Genomic DNA, 16,864 nt, shown 5'->3' with positions numbered 1-16,864 from the left:
GGTCAACGTGACCAATGGTACCAATGTTAACATGCGGTTTGGTTCTTTCGTAATGTTCTTTAGCCATAATACAGCTTTCCTCCTTTTAGGACAAAAATAACCTGACTATAATAAGTATACTACAAACAATCACAAATTCCTGCAAAATTTCGCATTTTTCACAAAATTTATAATTGCATATAGAAATAACCCCGTTATACGGGGTTATTGGATATGGTGGCGGCTCGGAGATTCGAACTCTGGACACTGCGGGTATGAACCGCATGCTCTAGCCAACTGAGCTAAGCCGCCATGTGGAGCTATTGACCGGGATTGAACCGGTGACCTTATCCTTACCAAGGATACGCTCTACCGACTGAGCTACAACAGCATAAACCGTTGACGCTATAAATACCGTCCAACGCTATTTTTAAAATTTGGTAGCGGGGGCAGGACTTGAACCTACGACCTTCGGGTTATGAGCCCGACGAGCTACCAACTGCTCCACCCCGCGACAAAAATGGTGGTGGGAGATGGATTCGAACCATCGAAGGCAAACGCCGGCAGATTTACAGTCTGCTCCCTTTAGCCACTCGGGAATCCCACCATTTGTTTGGAGCCGACGATAGGACTTGAACCTACAACCTACTGATTACAAGTCAGTTGCTCTACCAATTGAGCTACGTCGGCTTGTTCAACAGAACGTAATTGATTATACAAGAGAATGTGCATTCTGTCAAGTATTTTTTTCAATCGTTTTAAACCACTTGTTAGTAGTTCTTAGCTCTGACGACTTGATTAGTATATCATGATATTCCATAAAATGCAAGGAATTTTTTAATTAAATTTTACATAAAAACCTGATTACAACCAGAGTCCGGCAATGCTGATTTCACGGCTTTCCGTCCTTTCGTGCAGGCAAAAAAACAGCTCTCTGCACGGCTTGTCTTCATGCAAAGAGCTGTTTGCGCCTTTTCTTTATTCCTGATCGTAGTCCTGTAATGCAGCTACATGATGATAGCCCTGTCCCTTGCCTTTGTTGGCAAAGACGCGCAGGACTTCACGGGCCGTATCAAGCGACGTCAGGCAGGGAATGGCCAGTTCAACTGCCATACGGCGCAGGTTGAACCCGTCCCGTTCCGGATGCTTGCCAAACGTCAGCGTATTGACGACGAGATCAATTTTACCATTGCGGATCAACGTAGCAATATTGGTACCGCCTTCATGTATCTTACGGACCACATCGACAGGAAATCCCTGTTCATTGAAATATTTTCCTGTCCCCGATGTAGCAATGATATGATATCCCAGTTCCTGGAAGCCACGGGCCAGCTGCAGTGCTTCGGCCTTGTCGCGATCTGCTACGGTAACCAGAATCGTACCACCGGCGGGGATTTTCATCTTGGCACCGTTTACGGCCTTGTACAGCGCTTCAGAATAGGTCTTGCCAATCCCCATGACTTCCCCTGTTGATTTCATTTCCGGTCCGAGAGCGATTTCGGCCAGTCCGATTTTGCTGAAAGAGAATACAGGAGCTTTGGCGGCAACATGAGGTTTCGCCGGCATGAGCCCGCCTTCATACCCCATTCCCTTCAAGGTTTCACCCAGAGCGATACGGGTAGCCAGTTCGACCATGGGAACATGGGTTACTTTACTCAGGAATGGCACCGTACGGCTGGAACGGGGATTGACTTCAATAATGTATAACTTGCCTTTTGAGACGACAAACTGGATATTGACGGCACCTTTTACCTGAAGTTCCAGTGTGATGCGCGTCGTATAATCCACAATCTGGTCAATCATGGTCTGGTCCAGATGCTGTGGCGGATATACGGCGATAGAGTCACCGGAATGAACGCCCGCCCGTTCTACCTGTTCCATGATACCGGGAATGAACACATCGGTGCCATCAGAAATCGCATCGACTTCTACTTCCCGGCCGACCATGTATTCATCAATCAGGATAGGATGATCCGGCGAAGCAATAACGGCTTCCCGCAGGTACCGTTCCAGTTCTTTTTCCGTATATACGATTTCCATAGCCCGGCCGCCCAGGACGTAAGACGGGCGGACGATGAGCGGAAATTCCAATTCTTTGGATACCTGCATCGCTTCCGTATCACTGGTTGCAATCCGGCCGTCCGGACGGGGTATATTGAGTTTTGCCAGGAGTTCATCGAACCGTTCCCGGTCTTCTGCCCGGTCCATGCCATCGACGGATGTGCCAAGGATCGTCACTCCCCGCTTGGCCAGCGGCGCAGCCAGATTAATCGCCGTCTGACCGCCAAACTGGCAGATGACGCCGACTGGTTTTTCCTTATCGACGACAGCCATGACGTCTTCTACGGTCAGCGGTTCGAAATACAGGCTGTCCGATGTGTCGAAATCGGTGCTGACCGTTTCCGGATTATTATTGATAATAATGCTGTTCATCCCGGCTTTGCGCAGTGCCCAGGCAGAGTGAACGGAGCAGTAATCGAATTCAATCCCCTGCCCGATACGGATAGGGCCCGACCCGAGGACGATGACGCTCTTGTCTCCCAGCGGCTTGACTTCGTCTTCTGTTGCATAGCACGAATAATAATACGGCGTCGCGGCTTCAAATTCAGCAGCACACGTATCTACCATCTTAAACGTCGGACGGATATCCAGTTTTTCCCGGAATGCCCGGACCTGTTCTTCCGTTTTGCTGGTAAGCTGGGCGATGACCGCATCAGGCATGCTATAGCGTTTTGCCAGTCGAATATTATCTTCTGTCAGGTTATTGCGGCGGAGGTTGTCTTCCAGATCGACAATATTCTTGATTTTTTTCAGGAACCACATGTCGTATCCGGTAAGATAATGAATTTTATCGAAGCCGATTCCCATGCGCAATGCCTGTGCTACGACAAAGATGCGTTCATCATCCTGGTTCTTCAGCAGTTCTGCAATATCAATGAGCGATTTGGATTCCAGTTTCTTCAGGCTCAGATAATTGACGCCGATTTCCAGGGACCGGACGGCCTTGAGCAGTGCGCCTTCAAAGCAGCGGTCCAGCGCCATGACTTCCCCTGTAGCTTTCATCTGCGTTCCCAATGTACGGTCTGCCAGTGCAAATTTTTCAAAAGGCCAGCGCGGGAATTTGACGACGCAGTAATCCAGAGTCGGTTCAAAGCATGCCGTTGTCTTTCCTGTAACAGCGTTGGTAATCTGATCCAGCGTCAGTCCTGTCGCAACCTTGGCTGCAACCTTGGCAATAGGATACCCCGTCGCTTTGGAAGCCAGTGCCGATGAACGGCTGACCCGGGGATTGACTTCGATAACATAGTACTGATTGCTGTTGGGATCCAGAGCGTACTGCACATTGCAGCCGCCTTCGATCTTGAGACGGCGGATAATGGCCAGAGAAGCCGTACGCAGCATCTGATACTGCAGGTCGTTCAGAGTCTGGCTCGGAGCTACGACGATAGAGTCACCTGTATGGATACCGACAGGGTCTATATTTTCCATGTTGCAGACGATGATACAGTTATCCGCTTTATCACGCATGACTTCATATTCGATTTCTTTCCAGCCGGCTACAGACCGTTCGACAAGAATCTGATTAATCGGGCTGAGTTTAATACCCCGCGTTGCTATCATGAACAATTCATCATCATTATAGGCAATACCGCCGCCAGTCCCCCCCAGGGTGAAGGCAGGCCGTACAATGATTGGGTAGCCGATTTTTTCAGCAAAGGCCATGGCCGACGGAACGTCTTCGAAAATATCGCTTTCCGGTACAGGCTGATTGATGTCTTTCATGGCTTTTTTGAAGAGTTCGCGGTCTTCCGCTTCTTCAATAGCCGAAAGACGTGTCCCCAGCAGCTGTACATGATACTTTTCCAGTACGCCGGCATTGGCCAGTTCGACAGCCATATTCAGTCCCACCTGGCCCCCCAGTGTCGCCAGCAGACCGTCAGGACGTTCTTTTTCTATGACTTCTGTCACATAATCCAGGGAAATAGGTTCTACATAAACCCGGTCGGCGATGTCTTCATCGGTCATGATAGTCGCCGGATTACTATTGATCAGGACGACTTCCAGACCTTCTTCTTTCAGGGCCCGGCAGGCCTGGGTACCGGCGTAGTCAAATTCAGCAGCCTGACCGATAATAATCGGGCCAGAACCGATAACGAGTACTTTCTTCAATCCTTCGATCATTTATTTCCCCTCCATCAGCTTGACAAATTGTTCAAAGAGATACAGATTGTCTGTCGGTCCCGGTGATGCTTCCGGATGATACTGAACGCAGAAGAAATTGTATTTAGGATAAGCAAACCCTTCCAGGGTCTTATCGTGAAGGTTGATATGCGTTACGATAGCATCGTCTGGCAATGTGTTTTCATCGATGACATACCCGTGGTTCTGGGATGTGATGTAGACCCGGCCGGTGCGGACGTCTTTGACGGGGTGATTGGCACCGCGGTGCCCAAATGTCAGTTTGCGGCTTTTCGCACCGACGGACAGGCCCAGAAGCTGATGGCCCAGACAGATGCCGAATATCGGTTTTTTACCAATCAGTTTTCTCACTTCTTCAATAATTTCCGGCAGATCCTGCGGATCACCAGGACCATTGGAAAGGAACACACCATCGGGCTGGACGGCCAGTACATCTTCAGCTTTCGTATATGCCGGGAAAACTGTGAGGCGGCAGTCATTGCGGATCAGGTCTTTCAGGATATTCGCCTTGGCGCCAAAGTCCATGACAGCAACATGATAGCGGCCCTGTCCCATCTGCCGCACACTTCCCGGTGTCACCTTCTTTACCAGCAATGTTTCCAGCGGCCGTGCCATCAGGTCCTGGATTTCTTCTTCTGCCATCGTTTCCGGTACGATGACGCCCTTCATGACGCCCTGGCTGCGGATAGCCCGGGTAATGGCCCGCGTATCAACGCCATACAGGCAGGGGATATGGTGCGTCATGATAAATGTAGAAAGATTGCCTTCATTCTGCCAATTGCTGGGCATATCACACAACTCGCTGACAACGAAACCCGCCGCATAAGGACGATCGGCCTGTTCAATTTCGTGGAACAGGCCATAATTGCCGATAAGAGGGTATGTCATCGTAATGATCTGACCTGCATAGGAGGGATCCGTAAAGGTTTCCTGATACCCTGTCATTCCCGTATTGAAAACGACTTCGCCCACTGCCGGCGTATCCATCAGCATCTGCCCGTAAAATTTCTGTCCGTTTGCTAAAATGAGGCATCCTTTCATTTTAAGACCACCCCGTCCTTCATAACAAATTCACCATCTACAACTGTAGCCACGGCTTTACCTGTAAAGATCATTTCATCGAAAGGCGAAGATTTTCCTTTGGAATAGAAAGAAGACGCATCGACAGTCCATTCTTTATCGAGGTCTATAATAGTAAGGTCAGCATCTTTGCCTTCTGCAATGACGCCGGCATCGACCCCCAGTAGTCTGGCCGGTGCCGTGGACATGGCCCGGATAATCGTCATGAGATCAACCGCTCCTGTATGGTACAGGTGTGTCAGGACTGCGCCTACGCTCGTTTCCAACCCGACAAATCCGCTCGGGGCCAGGCTGAATTCCTGATCCTTTTCATCCCACGTATGAGGGGCATGGTCGGTGACGATGGCATCAATGGTGCCATCTTTCAGGCCTTCTACGACAGCAGACCGGTGTTCTTCTGACCGCAGCGGCGGATTGACCTTAAACCGCGGGTCATACGTACGCAATGCTTCATCAGTCAGAATCATATGCTGCGGCGTCGCTTCTGCCGTGATTTTAAGGCCCCTGGCTTTCGCACGGCGTACCATATCGACGGCGTGTTTCGTGCTGATATGAGCGATGTGTACAGGGGTATCCGTAATTTCTGAAAGGATGATATCACGGGCAACAGCAATGTCTTCCGCCGCAGCCGGTCTTCCTTTGAGTCCCAGTTCTGCCGAAACGACACCTTCATGCATCTGTCCGCCTGCTACAAGGGACGTTTCTTCACAGTGATCGATGATGATTTTATGGAACATGCTGGCATATTCCATAGCTTTCCGCATGAAATCACTGTCTTCTACGAAGCGGCCATCATCAGAAAAAGCGACGACGCCAGCCTTGGCCATGCCACCCATAGCAGACAATTCTTTGCCTTCCAGTCCTTTGGAAATGGCACCGATGACTTCTACTTTGACGACGCCTTCATGTTCAGCCTTATATTTCATTCCTTCTACGAGGATGGCTTTATCAATGACCGGATTCGTATTCGGCATCGTAGCAACGCGGGTGATACCACCGGCAGCAGCTGCCTGGGTGCCTGTTATCACCGTTTCTTTAGCACTCTGCCCCGGCTGGCGCAGATGGACATGCATGTCAATAAAACCGGGTGCTACGACGAGACCGGATGCATCATATACTTCCGCTCCATCTGCTGGAAGATTCTTGCCTATTGCTTTGATTTTGCCATTTTCAACGAGAATATCGCATATTTCATCCTGATTTACGGCGGGATTAACTACTCTGCCGCCTTTAACGAGTAATGTCAACGTCATCGCCTCCCATGATAGTCAGATATAAGACAGCCATACGGACTGAGACACCATTTTTTACCTGTTCCTGAATGGAAGATTGTGTCCAGTAGCATGTATCTGTATCGATTTCAATGCCGCGGTTCATCGGACCGGGATGCATAATGAGTACGTCTTTTTTCGCATTCTTCAGCCGCTTCTGATTGACACCAAAGAATGTATTATATTCGCCAGGTCCCGGGAAGAACCCTACGCCCTGCCGTTCGCGCTGGATCCGCAGCACATTGACGACATCGGCATCCTTCAGGGCTTCATCGAGATCATAATGAACGGTGACACCCATAGCAGCCAGTTCCGGCTGCAGAAGTGTGCGCGGACCGACGAGATGTACATCAGCGCCCATCGTCTTGAGGCCGTAAATATTCGACCGGGCTACACGGCCATGGTCTATATCCCCTACGATAACCACTTTCAATCCATCAATATGCCCTTTGACTTCCTGAATAGTGAACAGGTCCAGAAGAGCCTGTGTCGGATGTTCGTGTGTACCATCACCGCCATTGATGATGACCGGCGAGACACATTTGCTGGCATACAGAGGAGAACCTTCCTGTTTATGCCGCATGACGATGGCATCTACGCCCATGGCAGTCACCGTCAGAAGAGTATCACGGAAGCTTTCCCCTTTCTGGATAGAGCTGCCGCTCGGCGTGAAGTTGATGACATCGGCATCGAGATATTTGGCAGCCATTTCAAAAGAGCCCCGCGTACGCGTACTCGGTTCCCAGAACATGTTGACAATAGATTTTCCCTGTAACAGGTGCAATTTTTTATTATCACTATTGACAACCTCTTTCATCTTTCTGGCAACGCGCAGAACGAGTTCAATTTCTTCTTTAGGTACTCCCTGCAATCCCAACAGGCTTTTGCCCTGTATACTGACCATGGAAATCCTCCTTTGTAAAAAAAAGACCCTTGCCGAAAGGCAAAGGTCATATCAAGGCATACGTATCATATGTCCCTTTTTAGCCTCTCTGGACTATATTAAAGGTACGACAGTAATCACAGAATCAGCGCAGCCTCACAGGACTGCCGCCTGAATCTTTCTTTATTATTTTATCCACATGACCTCTCAAAGTCAAGGAAATTTTTTGACAATAAATTTTTAATTATACCATTTTGGTACATTGACCGGCATCTCTTCCGGTTCATCCCAGAACTCTTCTTCATCCACATACACATCGGCATCGGCAATGGCTTCGGCAATGTGACCGGCTTCTTCTTCCATATCGTTGATACAGGCTTCCGCCAGCCGCAGCTGGGCTTCCATTTCTTCTGTCCTTCCTTCTCTGCGGGCCTGAAAATAATCCCGCATTGCCAGAATCAATGTACCGGCACTGACCTGTACTTTGTAACTTGTATTTTTTTTCATGAATCCTCCTAAAACAGCAGCAGTCAGACAACTGCAGACACTTCATCTATGCTCTTATTATTGTACCACCGCCGTCAAGAGAAACAGATATACATTCTGTAAAAAATTCCGGCTGTATTCCCATGATAAAGCATGTTACAATGAAGTGAATACATTACAGGAGGGATTCCGTCGTGCCACAACGTCATTACCTGCGGGGCTATCTCTGTGCTGGTGGCGGTGCCGTCATCTGGGGGCTGACCGGTACTGCCGGCCAGTATCTGCTCCACCATTACACCATTGATTCGTTCTGGATTTCCAGCGTCCGCCTCATTGGCGGCGGCCTGATTCTGATGCTCATGGCCGCTCCTCATTACAGTGCGATGAAGGAAATGCTGAAGATACGCCGTAATGTCATTCTGCTTCTCTGTTATTCTATCTTTGGCCTTCTCATGAGCCAGACGGCATTCTATACGACCATCCAATATGCCAATGCCGGTACAGCTGCTGTCCTGCAGACGCTGTGCGTCGTGATGATGGCTGTCATCGTCTGCTTCCGAGGCCACCGTCTGCCTACGCGGGCAGAAACGCTGTCAGTTATACTGGCCCTGGCAGGCGTCTTTCTCATTGCCACCAACGGGGACCCATCCACGATGGTACTGTCTTCCAAAGCTCTCATGTGGGGGCTGATCACTGCCGTCGCCAGTGTCTGTTATTCCTTCCTGGCGCAGGATCTGGTCTGGCACTGGGGCAGTATCACTGTCAACGCTCTGGGCATGTTCATCGGCGGACTTGTGTTCTGCTGCTTTCTCCAGCCATGGACAATTCCGACGGATCTGGATACGACGGGATACCTTCTGCTGGCTGCCGTTGTCCTCATCGGAACGGTCCTGACGTACAATCTTTTTTTGCGCGGCGTAGGGGATATCGGTCCGGTCAAAGCGACTCTGCTGGGAACACTGGAACCAGTGACCTCTTCCATTGCATCAGCGGTCTTTCTGGGCACCGTTTTCTACCTTCCCGAGCTCATCGGCTTTGCCTGCATCCTGGCAACGGTATTCCTCGTCACGCTCCAGCGCAGACAACCGGCATAGTAAAAAAACTGGCTTTCCGATAGAAAGCCAGTTTTTTTACTTTCTTACTATTGTATTATCCTACCAGGTAAAGGCATCGTCCCCTACGCCGAGAGGAACTTCCGGGAATCCCGATGGCACAGGCTGGACAAGCATAAAAATCAATACCGTAAGCACGGTCAGTCCCAGAGCCAGATAGGAAAAATGAGAGCGCGTGCTGTGTTCATACAGACCGAAGAGCCGGATTCCGATGGCCGCACCAATAGACGTAAACAGCGACCCCAGCGAAAAATACTGATACAGGAAATAAGATACCACCAGGCCGATGACCATAGCCGTATTGAGTACAATGGGATAGCACCGTGATAATGCAGACGGCGTGTTGCGCCGCATGGCCGAAAACCAGTCCGACGCATCAATCCCCGTAAGGCCTGTAACAAAAGCACTGCCGTAGAGCAGCTTATCCCATATATCCGTAAGCTGGTTGCGGTTGCCGCTGCGCCACATGAGGAACGCATAGGCCAGTATCATGACGCCGGCAAAAATATAATAGTATTCAGCCGGCAGGAACTGTACCAGTGCTACACCCGCTACGACACAGACTGATCCGATGGCACATAATGTGACCAGCTGCTGCCGGGCGGGGCGGACCTTCTTATCCATAGCAAAATAGACTTTGGCAAAAATTTCCAGCAGAAAGACAGCGACGAAAAATACGATACCAAAAAAGGCATTCAGAGCCGTCAGCGCTATCATGACCAGGATGGGGATTGCCAGTTTAAACCCGGGAAAGAAATAAAATTCTTTCAGTTTCATCAGATGCTGCTGGGAATAGATTGTGAAATACGTAAATACGTTGAAAAGCAGCATGGCGACAACTGCTTCTACAGGCTTTGCCCCCATATATAACAGAGTCATGAGCGTACACATACTCATATTGACACCGGTAAAACGGGCAAAGACAGCTGCTACCAGTCCTGCATTGAAGAAAGGCAGAATAGCCCATAACATATCCATAGTAATACTCTCTCCTACAAATTATTTCAAATGATGGCTGCCCCGTTCTGTCATGGGGATGCCCTGCTTGCAAAGCGGGCATTCTTCCGGTTTATAGGTAGGAACAGTCAGGTGAAGGAGAGCCTGTACCTTATCTTTAGGCACGCCGAATTCGGCTTTACCGCCGCTACGGTCTACGAGGAGGCCGACTCCGACAATGACACCGCCAGCTTTTTTGACTACATTTACCACTTCCTGGACGCTTCCTCCAGTCGTTACAATATCTTCTACAATCAGGACCCGTTCGCCCGGTTCAATATGGAATCCGCGGCGCAGCGTCATAACGCCCTTTTCCCGTTCTGTAAAAATAGCCCGCGTGCCGAGAGCTTTCCCTACTTCATGAGCCAGCAGGATACCTCCTGTCATAGGTCCCATAACAGTCTGGACATTCTGATCTTTGAACCGTTCTGCCAGTTCCTTGCAGAGCTTTTCCGTGTATTCGGGATGCTGAAGAACATTGAACTTTTCTACATATAAAGGGCTGTGCAGGCCGGACGTCAAAAGAAAATGACCTTCCAGTACCGCTTTCGTTTCCACCAGTAATTGTCTTACTTCTTCTTCAGATAACATTGCCAATCATACCTCCTGTATTTCTTCTAAAATTTTATCGGCAGCCGATGCCGGATCAGCCGCTTTTGTAATAGGTCGTCCAATGACCAGATGGGATGCTCCGTCACGCAACGCCTGGGATGGCGTCGTAAAGCGTTTCTGGTCATTAGCTACGGCAAAGGACGGACGGATTCCCGGAGTGACAATCAGAAAATCCGGACCATTCATTTCCCGTATTTCCTTTGCTTCATAAGGAGAAGACACCGTACCATCGATACCCGCTTCCCTGGCCAGGGCAGCCAGCCGTCTGACTTCTTCGGCAATACTGCAGGTACCACCGACTTCCTTCCATGCCGTTTCATCGATACTCGTCAGGATTGTCACAGCCAGCAGACGTGGCCGGGCAATCTGCAGCTTTGCCGCTTCTTCCTGTGCTGCCTCTGCTGCAGCTTCCATCATGGCTCTGCCTCCCGTCCCATGGAGCGTCATCAGATCCACTCCCAGACGGGTAAGGGACCGGACACTCTGAGCCACCGTATTGGGGATATCATGAAGTTTTAAATCCAGAAAAACGTGTTTTCCCTGTTCTTTGAGATAGCGTACTGTATCAGGGCCGGCACTATAAAAGAGTTCCATACCGACTTTGTAGAAAGAAATGCGGTCTCCCAGAGTTTCTACGAGCCGTTTCATATCGTCCAGTGAATGCACATCCAATGCTGCAATAATACGATCATCTGCCATAGTATTCCTCCCGTCACAACGTATTGCAAATCTGCAACCGTATAGCTATAAAGGCATATCTATATAATTATGACATGGTTTATGAGGAGTGTCAACCAGAAGCCTGTCCCGGCCTTTTCCGCGGACTTCACACGATTTCACGGTTAATAGCCTGTACGGCCCGGTCATACACTTCCTGCAAGGTGTGGGTCTGCAATTCAGCCTCAAATTTCTGCTGTATATCATCCAGTATTCCCTCCAGGCTTTTATGGATATTCCTGCCAACAGGGCATTTATCACTGGGATGTTCATGGAAGTGGAACAGACTTTCATCGGGCTTTTTTTCTACGGCCCGGTACACATCGAGAAATGTAATATCCGTCAGAGGCCGCGTCAGGGAAATCCCGCCGGGACCACGTTTAATATCAATAATGCCAGCTTCCCGGAGCTGGGACATGATATTGCGGATAATAACCGGATTATTTCCTACACTGCCGGCCAGAAAATCACTGGTAACTTTATAACTGCCGGAAAAATACCGGACAGCCGTCAATACATGTATAGCAATGGTAAATTTTGTAGAAATCTGCATATCTCACACCCCTTTATCCATCTAAATGATTTACTATAAAAAAGTATAGCAGGAAAGAGCCGGATTGTCTCTCTTTTTCACAAATACGATGGTATGCAGTACTGTCACCCGTCAGTTTTTTGCTCATTTTGGGCCGTCCGTGTCGTGAAATCAGGAAAAGTCTTGCTCTCCTGTTGTAATAACAACAGATTTCCCGGATACATCCGTGCTATAGTACAGACAGACAAAGATAAGTCCACAAATCCACAGAGTTGTTTCAACAGGAGGAATATACTATGAATGAAAAAACAATGACCGTTACAGAAGATATGCTCATGGGTGATATTATGCGCAGCTACCCTGAAGTGGTAGATACATTATTGGAACAGGGCATGCACTGCCTGGGCTGCCCGTCCTCCCAGCAGGAAAGCCTGGCAAATGCCTGCTATGTACATGGCCTCGACGCACGTACCGTAACGGCCGCTGTCAACGCTACTATTCAGGCTCACCGGGCGTAAAGGAGGAATCTGATTATGAGTAAATTTTTAGGACCAGTCCACTTCTGGCTATACCGTAAAATACAATTCCAGGAATCACTCATTGATGCGCTGATTTCCTACGCCATGCAAGAAGGCTGGAACGACGAAGACCTGACCCGTTACAGCTGTCAGGACCGCCGCCAGCTCGATGAAATCATCGATGAAACAAACATCCATGGATGGCTGCAGGCACGCATCCAGGATGCAGAAAAACGGTATGCCGCTCTCGTCCTGCACCTTGTAGGATCCGATGAAACCCGTCTGAGCGCGCTAATGCAGGCTGCTGTTGCTTTTGGTGCCACCCAGAACCTGTCGGCATCCACTGCGCCTGAAGCCTTCCACCGTCTCGACGATCTCCTGCTGGACGGCATGCCGTGCGATCAGATCAACCGCGTTTCCCAAAGCAGCGATGATGCCATAACCTGGATACAGTCCGCCGATATACACAGTGTATACTGGCAGGGCCGCGGCCAGTGGTATTATCAGCTCCGTCAGGCTCTGATAACCGGCCTGTTGTCTCATACCAGCTATTCGTTTCTTCAAAAAGAAGACGGCTCTTTCCACATTGTGAAAAAGGCCGCCTGAGAAAGGCAGGATATTATGTATTGTACAGAAGTTATGGTAAAACAGCATGCCAATATTTCCCGGATGCTGAAAGTAATAGAAAAGGCCTGCTGTGCTATTTTAGATGGTTCACCTGTAGATTGTGACGAGTTCGCAGAAATTCTGAAGTTCATCCGCACCTATGCAGACGGACACCATCATCGCCGCGAAGAACTCGTCTTATTTCCCGAAATGGTACAACATCTGGAAAAGATTGCTTCCGTCATCATTAACCATGGCATGCTCGTTGAACACGATCTCATCCGTGCCCATGTCCGTGCCCTGGATGACGCACTGAAAAACTATCAGGCTCACCCCGGTACGTTATATAAACTCCAGATCCTGACAGAAGCTATGGCCTATGCCAATCGTCTGCAGGCTCATGTAGATAAAGAAAATACGGTCGTATATCCTATGGCGGACCGCAGCCTGCCCGCAGAAGTAAAAGAAAAGATTGATTCTACAGTCCATACTATGGAAGAAGAAGAAGGCAAGGATTTCGCCGCTCCTTATCTTTCCCTGCTGGAACGGCTGGAACATAAATATCATATTGCATAAGCAGGATAAACAAGGACCGCCGCCCCATATCCGGGCGGCGGTCCTTGTTTATCTACTCTGGCAGGATTACTTCCACAGGACGTTAGAATTTTGCACGGCATATTTGCCACCACTGACCTCAATAGTAGTACCGGTAATATAACTGGCAGCATCTGACGCCAGAAAAATAAGGACCTTAGCCATTTCTTCCGGTGAGCCGACACGGTGGAGTGCAATCGCGTCAATAAGAGACCCCGTAATATCAGCAGCAATGCGGTCCGCATTCATAGGCGTATCAATCACGCCGGGCACATACGCATTGACACGGATATGCTGTGGAGCCAGTTCGGCAGCCATAGTCTTTGTCATGTTCGTAACAGCAGCCTTGGTAGCACCGTACATAGTACCTCCCACGGAAGGTACCAGAGAAGCATAGGAAGAAGCGTTCAAAATGACGCCTCCTTTATCTCCCATGGCCCGGGCGGCAATTTGTGTCCCAAAGAGGACACCTGTCAGATTGACCCGTACCATTTTTTCCCAATCCGGTAGAGTAATATCCATAAGTTTCTTGCCGATGTTAATACCGGCATTATTAATCCAGACGTCAATACGTCCATATTTAGCCAGTACTTCGTCAGCAAACCGCTGCAGCTCTTCTATGTTGCCGGCATCAGCCTGGGCAGCAAATACCGTAACGCCTGCTGCACAGCATTCCTGATTGAATTCCTCGATTCTCTTTTGTGTTCTGCCACATACGGCAACGGCAGCGCCTTCCCGGCAGAACCCGATAGCACAGGCTGCGCCAATACCGGCCGTACCGCCGGTAATAACAACCACTTTTCCCTTTAATCCTAATTCCATGATGAGCCTCCTGTCTTATTTCTTTTTATATAATATCATGTCTCTCTCTTCAACACAAACAATCGTGCTGGATTGAAATTTATCATATTTTATTAATTAATATCGATTATTTGTTGACAAGAATAGCTAGAAGTGTTACAATACAACCATCGAAAGAGAAATGATTTAGTTGATGAAGATTATAGGAGGTAATACATTATGGAATTAAAAGGATCAAAGACAGAAAAAAATTTACAGGCTGCTTTTTCCGGTGAATCTCAGGCGCGCAATAAATACACCTATTATGCCAGCGTAGCAAAAAAAGCCGGTTATGAACAAATTAAAGCATTTTTCGAAGAAACAGCCAATAATGAAAAGGAACATGCCAAAATCTGGTTCAAACTGCTCAATGGCGGTGAACTGCCGAACGATATCAATGCATTAAAAGACGCCGCTGCCGGCGAACATTATGAATGGACCGAAATGTATCCGACATTTGCAAAAGAAGCCCGTGAAGAAGGCTTCAACACGATTGCCTACTTATTTGAAAAAGTAGCAGAAATCGAAAAACATCACGAAGAACGGTATCTGGCACTGCTGGCAAATGTAGAAAATGGCACTGCTTTCAAGAAACCCGAAAAGAAAGCATGGATCTGCCGTAACTGTGGATACATCGTCGAAGCCGATGAAGCTCCAAAAGTATGCCCTGTGTGTGCTCATCCCCAGTCCTTCTTCGAATTGAAAAACGACAACTATTAATACGCACAAGTTTAATGCGATACGGAAAAACGGGAACCGCCTTATGGCCAGTTCCCGTTTTTTTCTGCATGTGATTCATTTCTTGTCAGATGCTGATACCCATTCCGGTAGCCGTGGCTATAAGACATATAATGATGCTGCGCAGCTCAGTCAGATGGTCTCTGTAAACGTCATACTTTACCAGAGGACTCTGCAGACTGTTCTGCTTGATCCGTTTCTTTGATTTCCTGGATTTCTTTCATATCCGTTTTTTTATCGTCCACATTGACTTCATCCTTAAATTCACGCAGGCTTTTCCCCAATGCACCGCCAATAGATGGCAATTTCCCTGGTCCGAAAACAACAAGGGCAATTACGAGAATAAGCAGTAATTCCGGTGCTCCTAATCCAAACATAAGTGGCAACCTCCTTCTAATCTATAGAAATTAATTCATAGGCATCGTTGCCCATTTTTAAATTACGCATAGCCTGTAATTGATGCAATCCATGACGCGATTCAATCCGTTCCACTAAATCATGATTTTCCGATGCCGGACGGCCATATACCAGATCCACGCTGGCCCGGTCTACAGCTAACAAATCTGTTGATGCGACAATGCCCAAATCGGGAATCGTCGGTTCTGCTGCAGACGTCCCGGCACAATCACAATCAACAGACATGCGGCGCAGCACATTGAGAAATACGATATGCTTTCCGAAATAATCGACTGTAGCCTTACCGGAATCAGCCATCCGTTCCATAAAAGCATCCTGCAAGGGCATTCTCCCCCATGCGTCACCAGAAGGAGGCATGGGACCAGTCAGATAACCGTGAACTTGTCGTTTACCTAGCTGTCCCGATGCACATCCAATAGCAATATTTTTCAGGGATCCTCCAAAACCACCCATGGCGTGTCCCTTGAAATGGGTAAGGACAATCATGGAATCATATTGTGTAATATGACTTCCCATGGCAACTTCTTTCAAATGTTTCCCACCCCGGACAGGCAGATTGACAAATCCATCTTCGTCCATAATATCAACAGGGCAAAAATCCCAGCCATTAACTTTAAGCGTTTCACGATGTAATGCTGTCGTATAGCGGTCACCCGGGTACATCGTGTTCGTTTCAACAATCGTACTGTCCGGAACATGGCAGACAAATTCCCGGACTATCTCCCGGGGCAGAATATTAAGTCCATGTTTTTCACCAGTATGAAGTTTTATGGCTGTTTTTCCATAAATTCCTTCATTTATACAATCGTACAATGCAATCAGATGAGCTGCATCGATTTTCCGGCTGAAGTACACTTTTGTCCGGGATCCGTCGCCAGACGATTTCATTCCTGTTACATCTCTCGTACCTATAACAGGTGCCTGCGCCAGCACGCGAGGGAAGCCGGCACTATATAAAAAAGCTCCAGCTGCAGCAGCTCCTACCACTTTAACAAAATCCCGTCTGGACATATCTTTCACAGGTAATCCACTCCTTTCACATACTCTATCTAAAAATTAGCTAAAGTATACAACCGGTAGTAAACTCCAGGTCAAGAGAAAATTTTTTAAAGTGTCACAGGTTCCTGTTCATCAGGGGGGCTGGGAGAAAAGGCCGCAGGCCGCGGTTCGTAGGCCGCCGGTCGCTCATTCCCTACTAGCCACTAGCCACTTGTCACTAACAACAAAAAAAGCACCAGCATAAGCTAGTGCTTTTTCACTTAATCAGCGGCTTCCTATCCTCC

Annotated in this window: 17 protein-coding genes and 5 tRNA genes; 5 read left to right on the top strand and 17 right to left on the bottom strand. The window is 48.5% G+C overall.

Features of this window, described 5'->3' with window-relative positions:
* Positions 1-214: 214 nt before the first annotated feature.
* From DW949_RS12800 to DW949_RS12755, 10 genes are all read right to left on the bottom strand, one after another.
* Positions 215-291 (bottom strand) — tRNA-Met (locus DW949_RS12800).
* Positions 292-294: 3 nt separating this feature from the next.
* Positions 295-370 (bottom strand) — tRNA-Thr (locus DW949_RS12795).
* 47 nt (positions 371-417) lie between these two features.
* Positions 418-493 (bottom strand) — tRNA-Met (locus DW949_RS12790).
* A 7-nt stretch (positions 494-500) separates the two neighbouring features.
* Positions 501-586: transfer RNA gene (locus DW949_RS12785), tRNA-Tyr, on the bottom strand.
* A gap of 7 nt (positions 587-593) precedes the next feature.
* Positions 594-669: transfer RNA gene (locus tag DW949_RS12780), tRNA-Thr, on the bottom strand.
* 288 nt (positions 670-957) lie between these two features.
* The gene (gene carB / locus DW949_RS12775; RefSeq protein WP_118023583.1) at positions 958-4,161 is read right to left on the bottom strand and encodes a carbamoyl-phosphate synthase large subunit; all 3,204 of its coding nucleotides are present in this window, start codon (positions 4,159-4,161) and stop codon (positions 958-960) included.
* A complete protein-coding gene (locus DW949_RS12770; RefSeq protein WP_118023582.1) occupies positions 4,162-5,220 on the bottom strand; it encodes a carbamoyl phosphate synthase small subunit in 1,059 nt (352 codons plus the stop codon). It lies immediately after the preceding gene.
* Positions 5,217-6,506, bottom strand: coding sequence for a dihydroorotase (locus DW949_RS12765; protein ID WP_118023581.1), 1,290 nt, complete (start codon positions 6,504-6,506; stop codon positions 5,217-5,219). The genes DW949_RS12770 and DW949_RS12765 overlap by 4 nt, the downstream gene beginning before the upstream one ends.
* Positions 6,490-7,434 (bottom strand): aspartate carbamoyltransferase catalytic subunit, encoded by a 945-nt coding sequence (locus DW949_RS12760; RefSeq protein WP_059076401.1) that lies wholly within the window; start codon positions 7,432-7,434, stop codon positions 6,490-6,492. Before DW949_RS12760 ends, DW949_RS12765 begins: the two co-directional genes overlap by 17 nt.
* Before the next feature lie 219 nt (positions 7,435-7,653).
* On the bottom strand, positions 7,654-7,920 hold the full coding sequence (locus tag DW949_RS12755) for a hypothetical protein (RefSeq protein WP_118023580.1): 267 nt from the start codon (positions 7,918-7,920) through the stop codon (positions 7,654-7,656).
* Between the two features lie 173 nt (positions 7,921-8,093).
* On the opposite strand from DW949_RS12755, the gene DW949_RS12750 reads away from it, so the two are divergent.
* Positions 8,094-8,993 (top strand): DMT family transporter, encoded by a 900-nt coding sequence (locus DW949_RS12750; protein ID WP_118023579.1) that lies wholly within the window; start codon positions 8,094-8,096, stop codon positions 8,991-8,993.
* Between the two features lie 60 nt (positions 8,994-9,053).
* On the opposite strand, the gene DW949_RS12745 is transcribed toward DW949_RS12750, so the two are convergent.
* The 4 genes from DW949_RS12745 to DW949_RS12730 form a co-directional block, all read right to left on the bottom strand.
* Entirely contained in the window at positions 9,054-9,989 is a 936-nt protein-coding gene (locus tag DW949_RS12745) for a hypothetical protein (protein WP_118023578.1), read from the bottom strand.
* 21 nt (positions 9,990-10,010) lie between these two features.
* Positions 10,011-10,598 (bottom strand): orotate phosphoribosyltransferase, encoded by a 588-nt coding sequence (gene pyrE, locus DW949_RS12740; protein WP_118023577.1) that lies wholly within the window; start codon positions 10,596-10,598, stop codon positions 10,011-10,013.
* 6 nt (positions 10,599-10,604) lie between these two features.
* Positions 10,605-11,318, bottom strand: a complete 714-nt coding sequence (gene pyrF / locus DW949_RS12735) for an orotidine-5'-phosphate decarboxylase (RefSeq protein WP_118023576.1) — start codon at positions 11,316-11,318, stop codon at positions 10,605-10,607.
* Positions 11,319-11,445: 127 nt separating this feature from the next.
* Positions 11,446-11,889 carry an Rrf2 family transcriptional regulator gene (locus DW949_RS12730; RefSeq protein WP_118023575.1) on the bottom strand — a complete coding sequence of 148 codons (444 nt, stop codon included), beginning with the start codon at positions 11,887-11,889 and terminating at the stop codon, positions 11,446-11,448.
* Between the two features lie 275 nt (positions 11,890-12,164).
* On the opposite strand from DW949_RS12730, the gene DW949_RS12725 reads away from it, so the two are divergent.
* The 3 genes from DW949_RS12725 to DW949_RS12715 are packed head-to-tail and all read left to right on the top strand — an operon-like array spanning position 12,165 to position 13,568.
* The gene (locus DW949_RS12725) at positions 12,165-12,386 is read left to right on the top strand and encodes a DUF1858 domain-containing protein (RefSeq protein ID WP_199595925.1); all 222 of its coding nucleotides are present in this window, start codon (positions 12,165-12,167) and stop codon (positions 12,384-12,386) included.
* Between the two features lie 15 nt (positions 12,387-12,401).
* Positions 12,402-12,992 (top strand): hypothetical protein, encoded by a 591-nt coding sequence (locus tag DW949_RS12720; protein ID WP_118023574.1) that lies wholly within the window; start codon positions 12,402-12,404, stop codon positions 12,990-12,992.
* Between the two features lie 15 nt (positions 12,993-13,007).
* The gene (locus DW949_RS12715) at positions 13,008-13,568 is read left to right on the top strand and encodes a hemerythrin domain-containing protein (protein WP_118023573.1); all 561 of its coding nucleotides are present in this window, start codon (positions 13,008-13,010) and stop codon (positions 13,566-13,568) included.
* Positions 13,569-13,634: 66 nt separating this feature from the next.
* Here DW949_RS12715 and DW949_RS12710 read toward each other — a convergent pair whose 3' ends face one another.
* Positions 13,635-14,408: an SDR family NAD(P)-dependent oxidoreductase gene (locus tag DW949_RS12710; RefSeq protein ID WP_118023572.1), complete on the bottom strand. Its 774-nt coding sequence runs from the start codon at positions 14,406-14,408 to the stop codon at positions 13,635-13,637.
* Between the two features lie 198 nt (positions 14,409-14,606).
* Between DW949_RS12710 and rbr the strand changes: the two genes are divergently transcribed.
* The gene (rbr, locus tag DW949_RS12705) at positions 14,607-15,146 is read left to right on the top strand and encodes a rubrerythrin (protein WP_118023571.1); all 540 of its coding nucleotides are present in this window, start codon (positions 14,607-14,609) and stop codon (positions 15,144-15,146) included.
* 170 nt (positions 15,147-15,316) lie between these two features.
* Here rbr and tatA read toward each other — a convergent pair whose 3' ends face one another.
* Both tatA and DW949_RS12695 read right to left on the bottom strand, forming a co-directional pair.
* Entirely contained in the window at positions 15,317-15,541 is a 225-nt protein-coding gene (gene tatA / locus DW949_RS12700; protein WP_118023570.1) for a twin-arginine translocase TatA/TatE family subunit, read from the bottom strand.
* Between the two features lie 16 nt (positions 15,542-15,557).
* Positions 15,558-16,592, bottom strand: a complete 1,035-nt coding sequence (locus tag DW949_RS12695; protein WP_118023584.1) for a DUF362 domain-containing protein — start codon at positions 16,590-16,592, stop codon at positions 15,558-15,560.
* Positions 16,593-16,864 lie beyond the last annotated feature (272 nt).

The sequence above is a fragment of the Megasphaera sp. AM44-1BH genome (assembly GCF_003467125.1).
GTDB lineage: Bacteria > Bacillota > Negativicutes > Veillonellales > Megasphaeraceae > Megasphaera.
The sequence above is the reverse complement of the archived record's forward strand: the minus strand, read 5'-3'. Positions and strand labels throughout refer to the sequence as shown.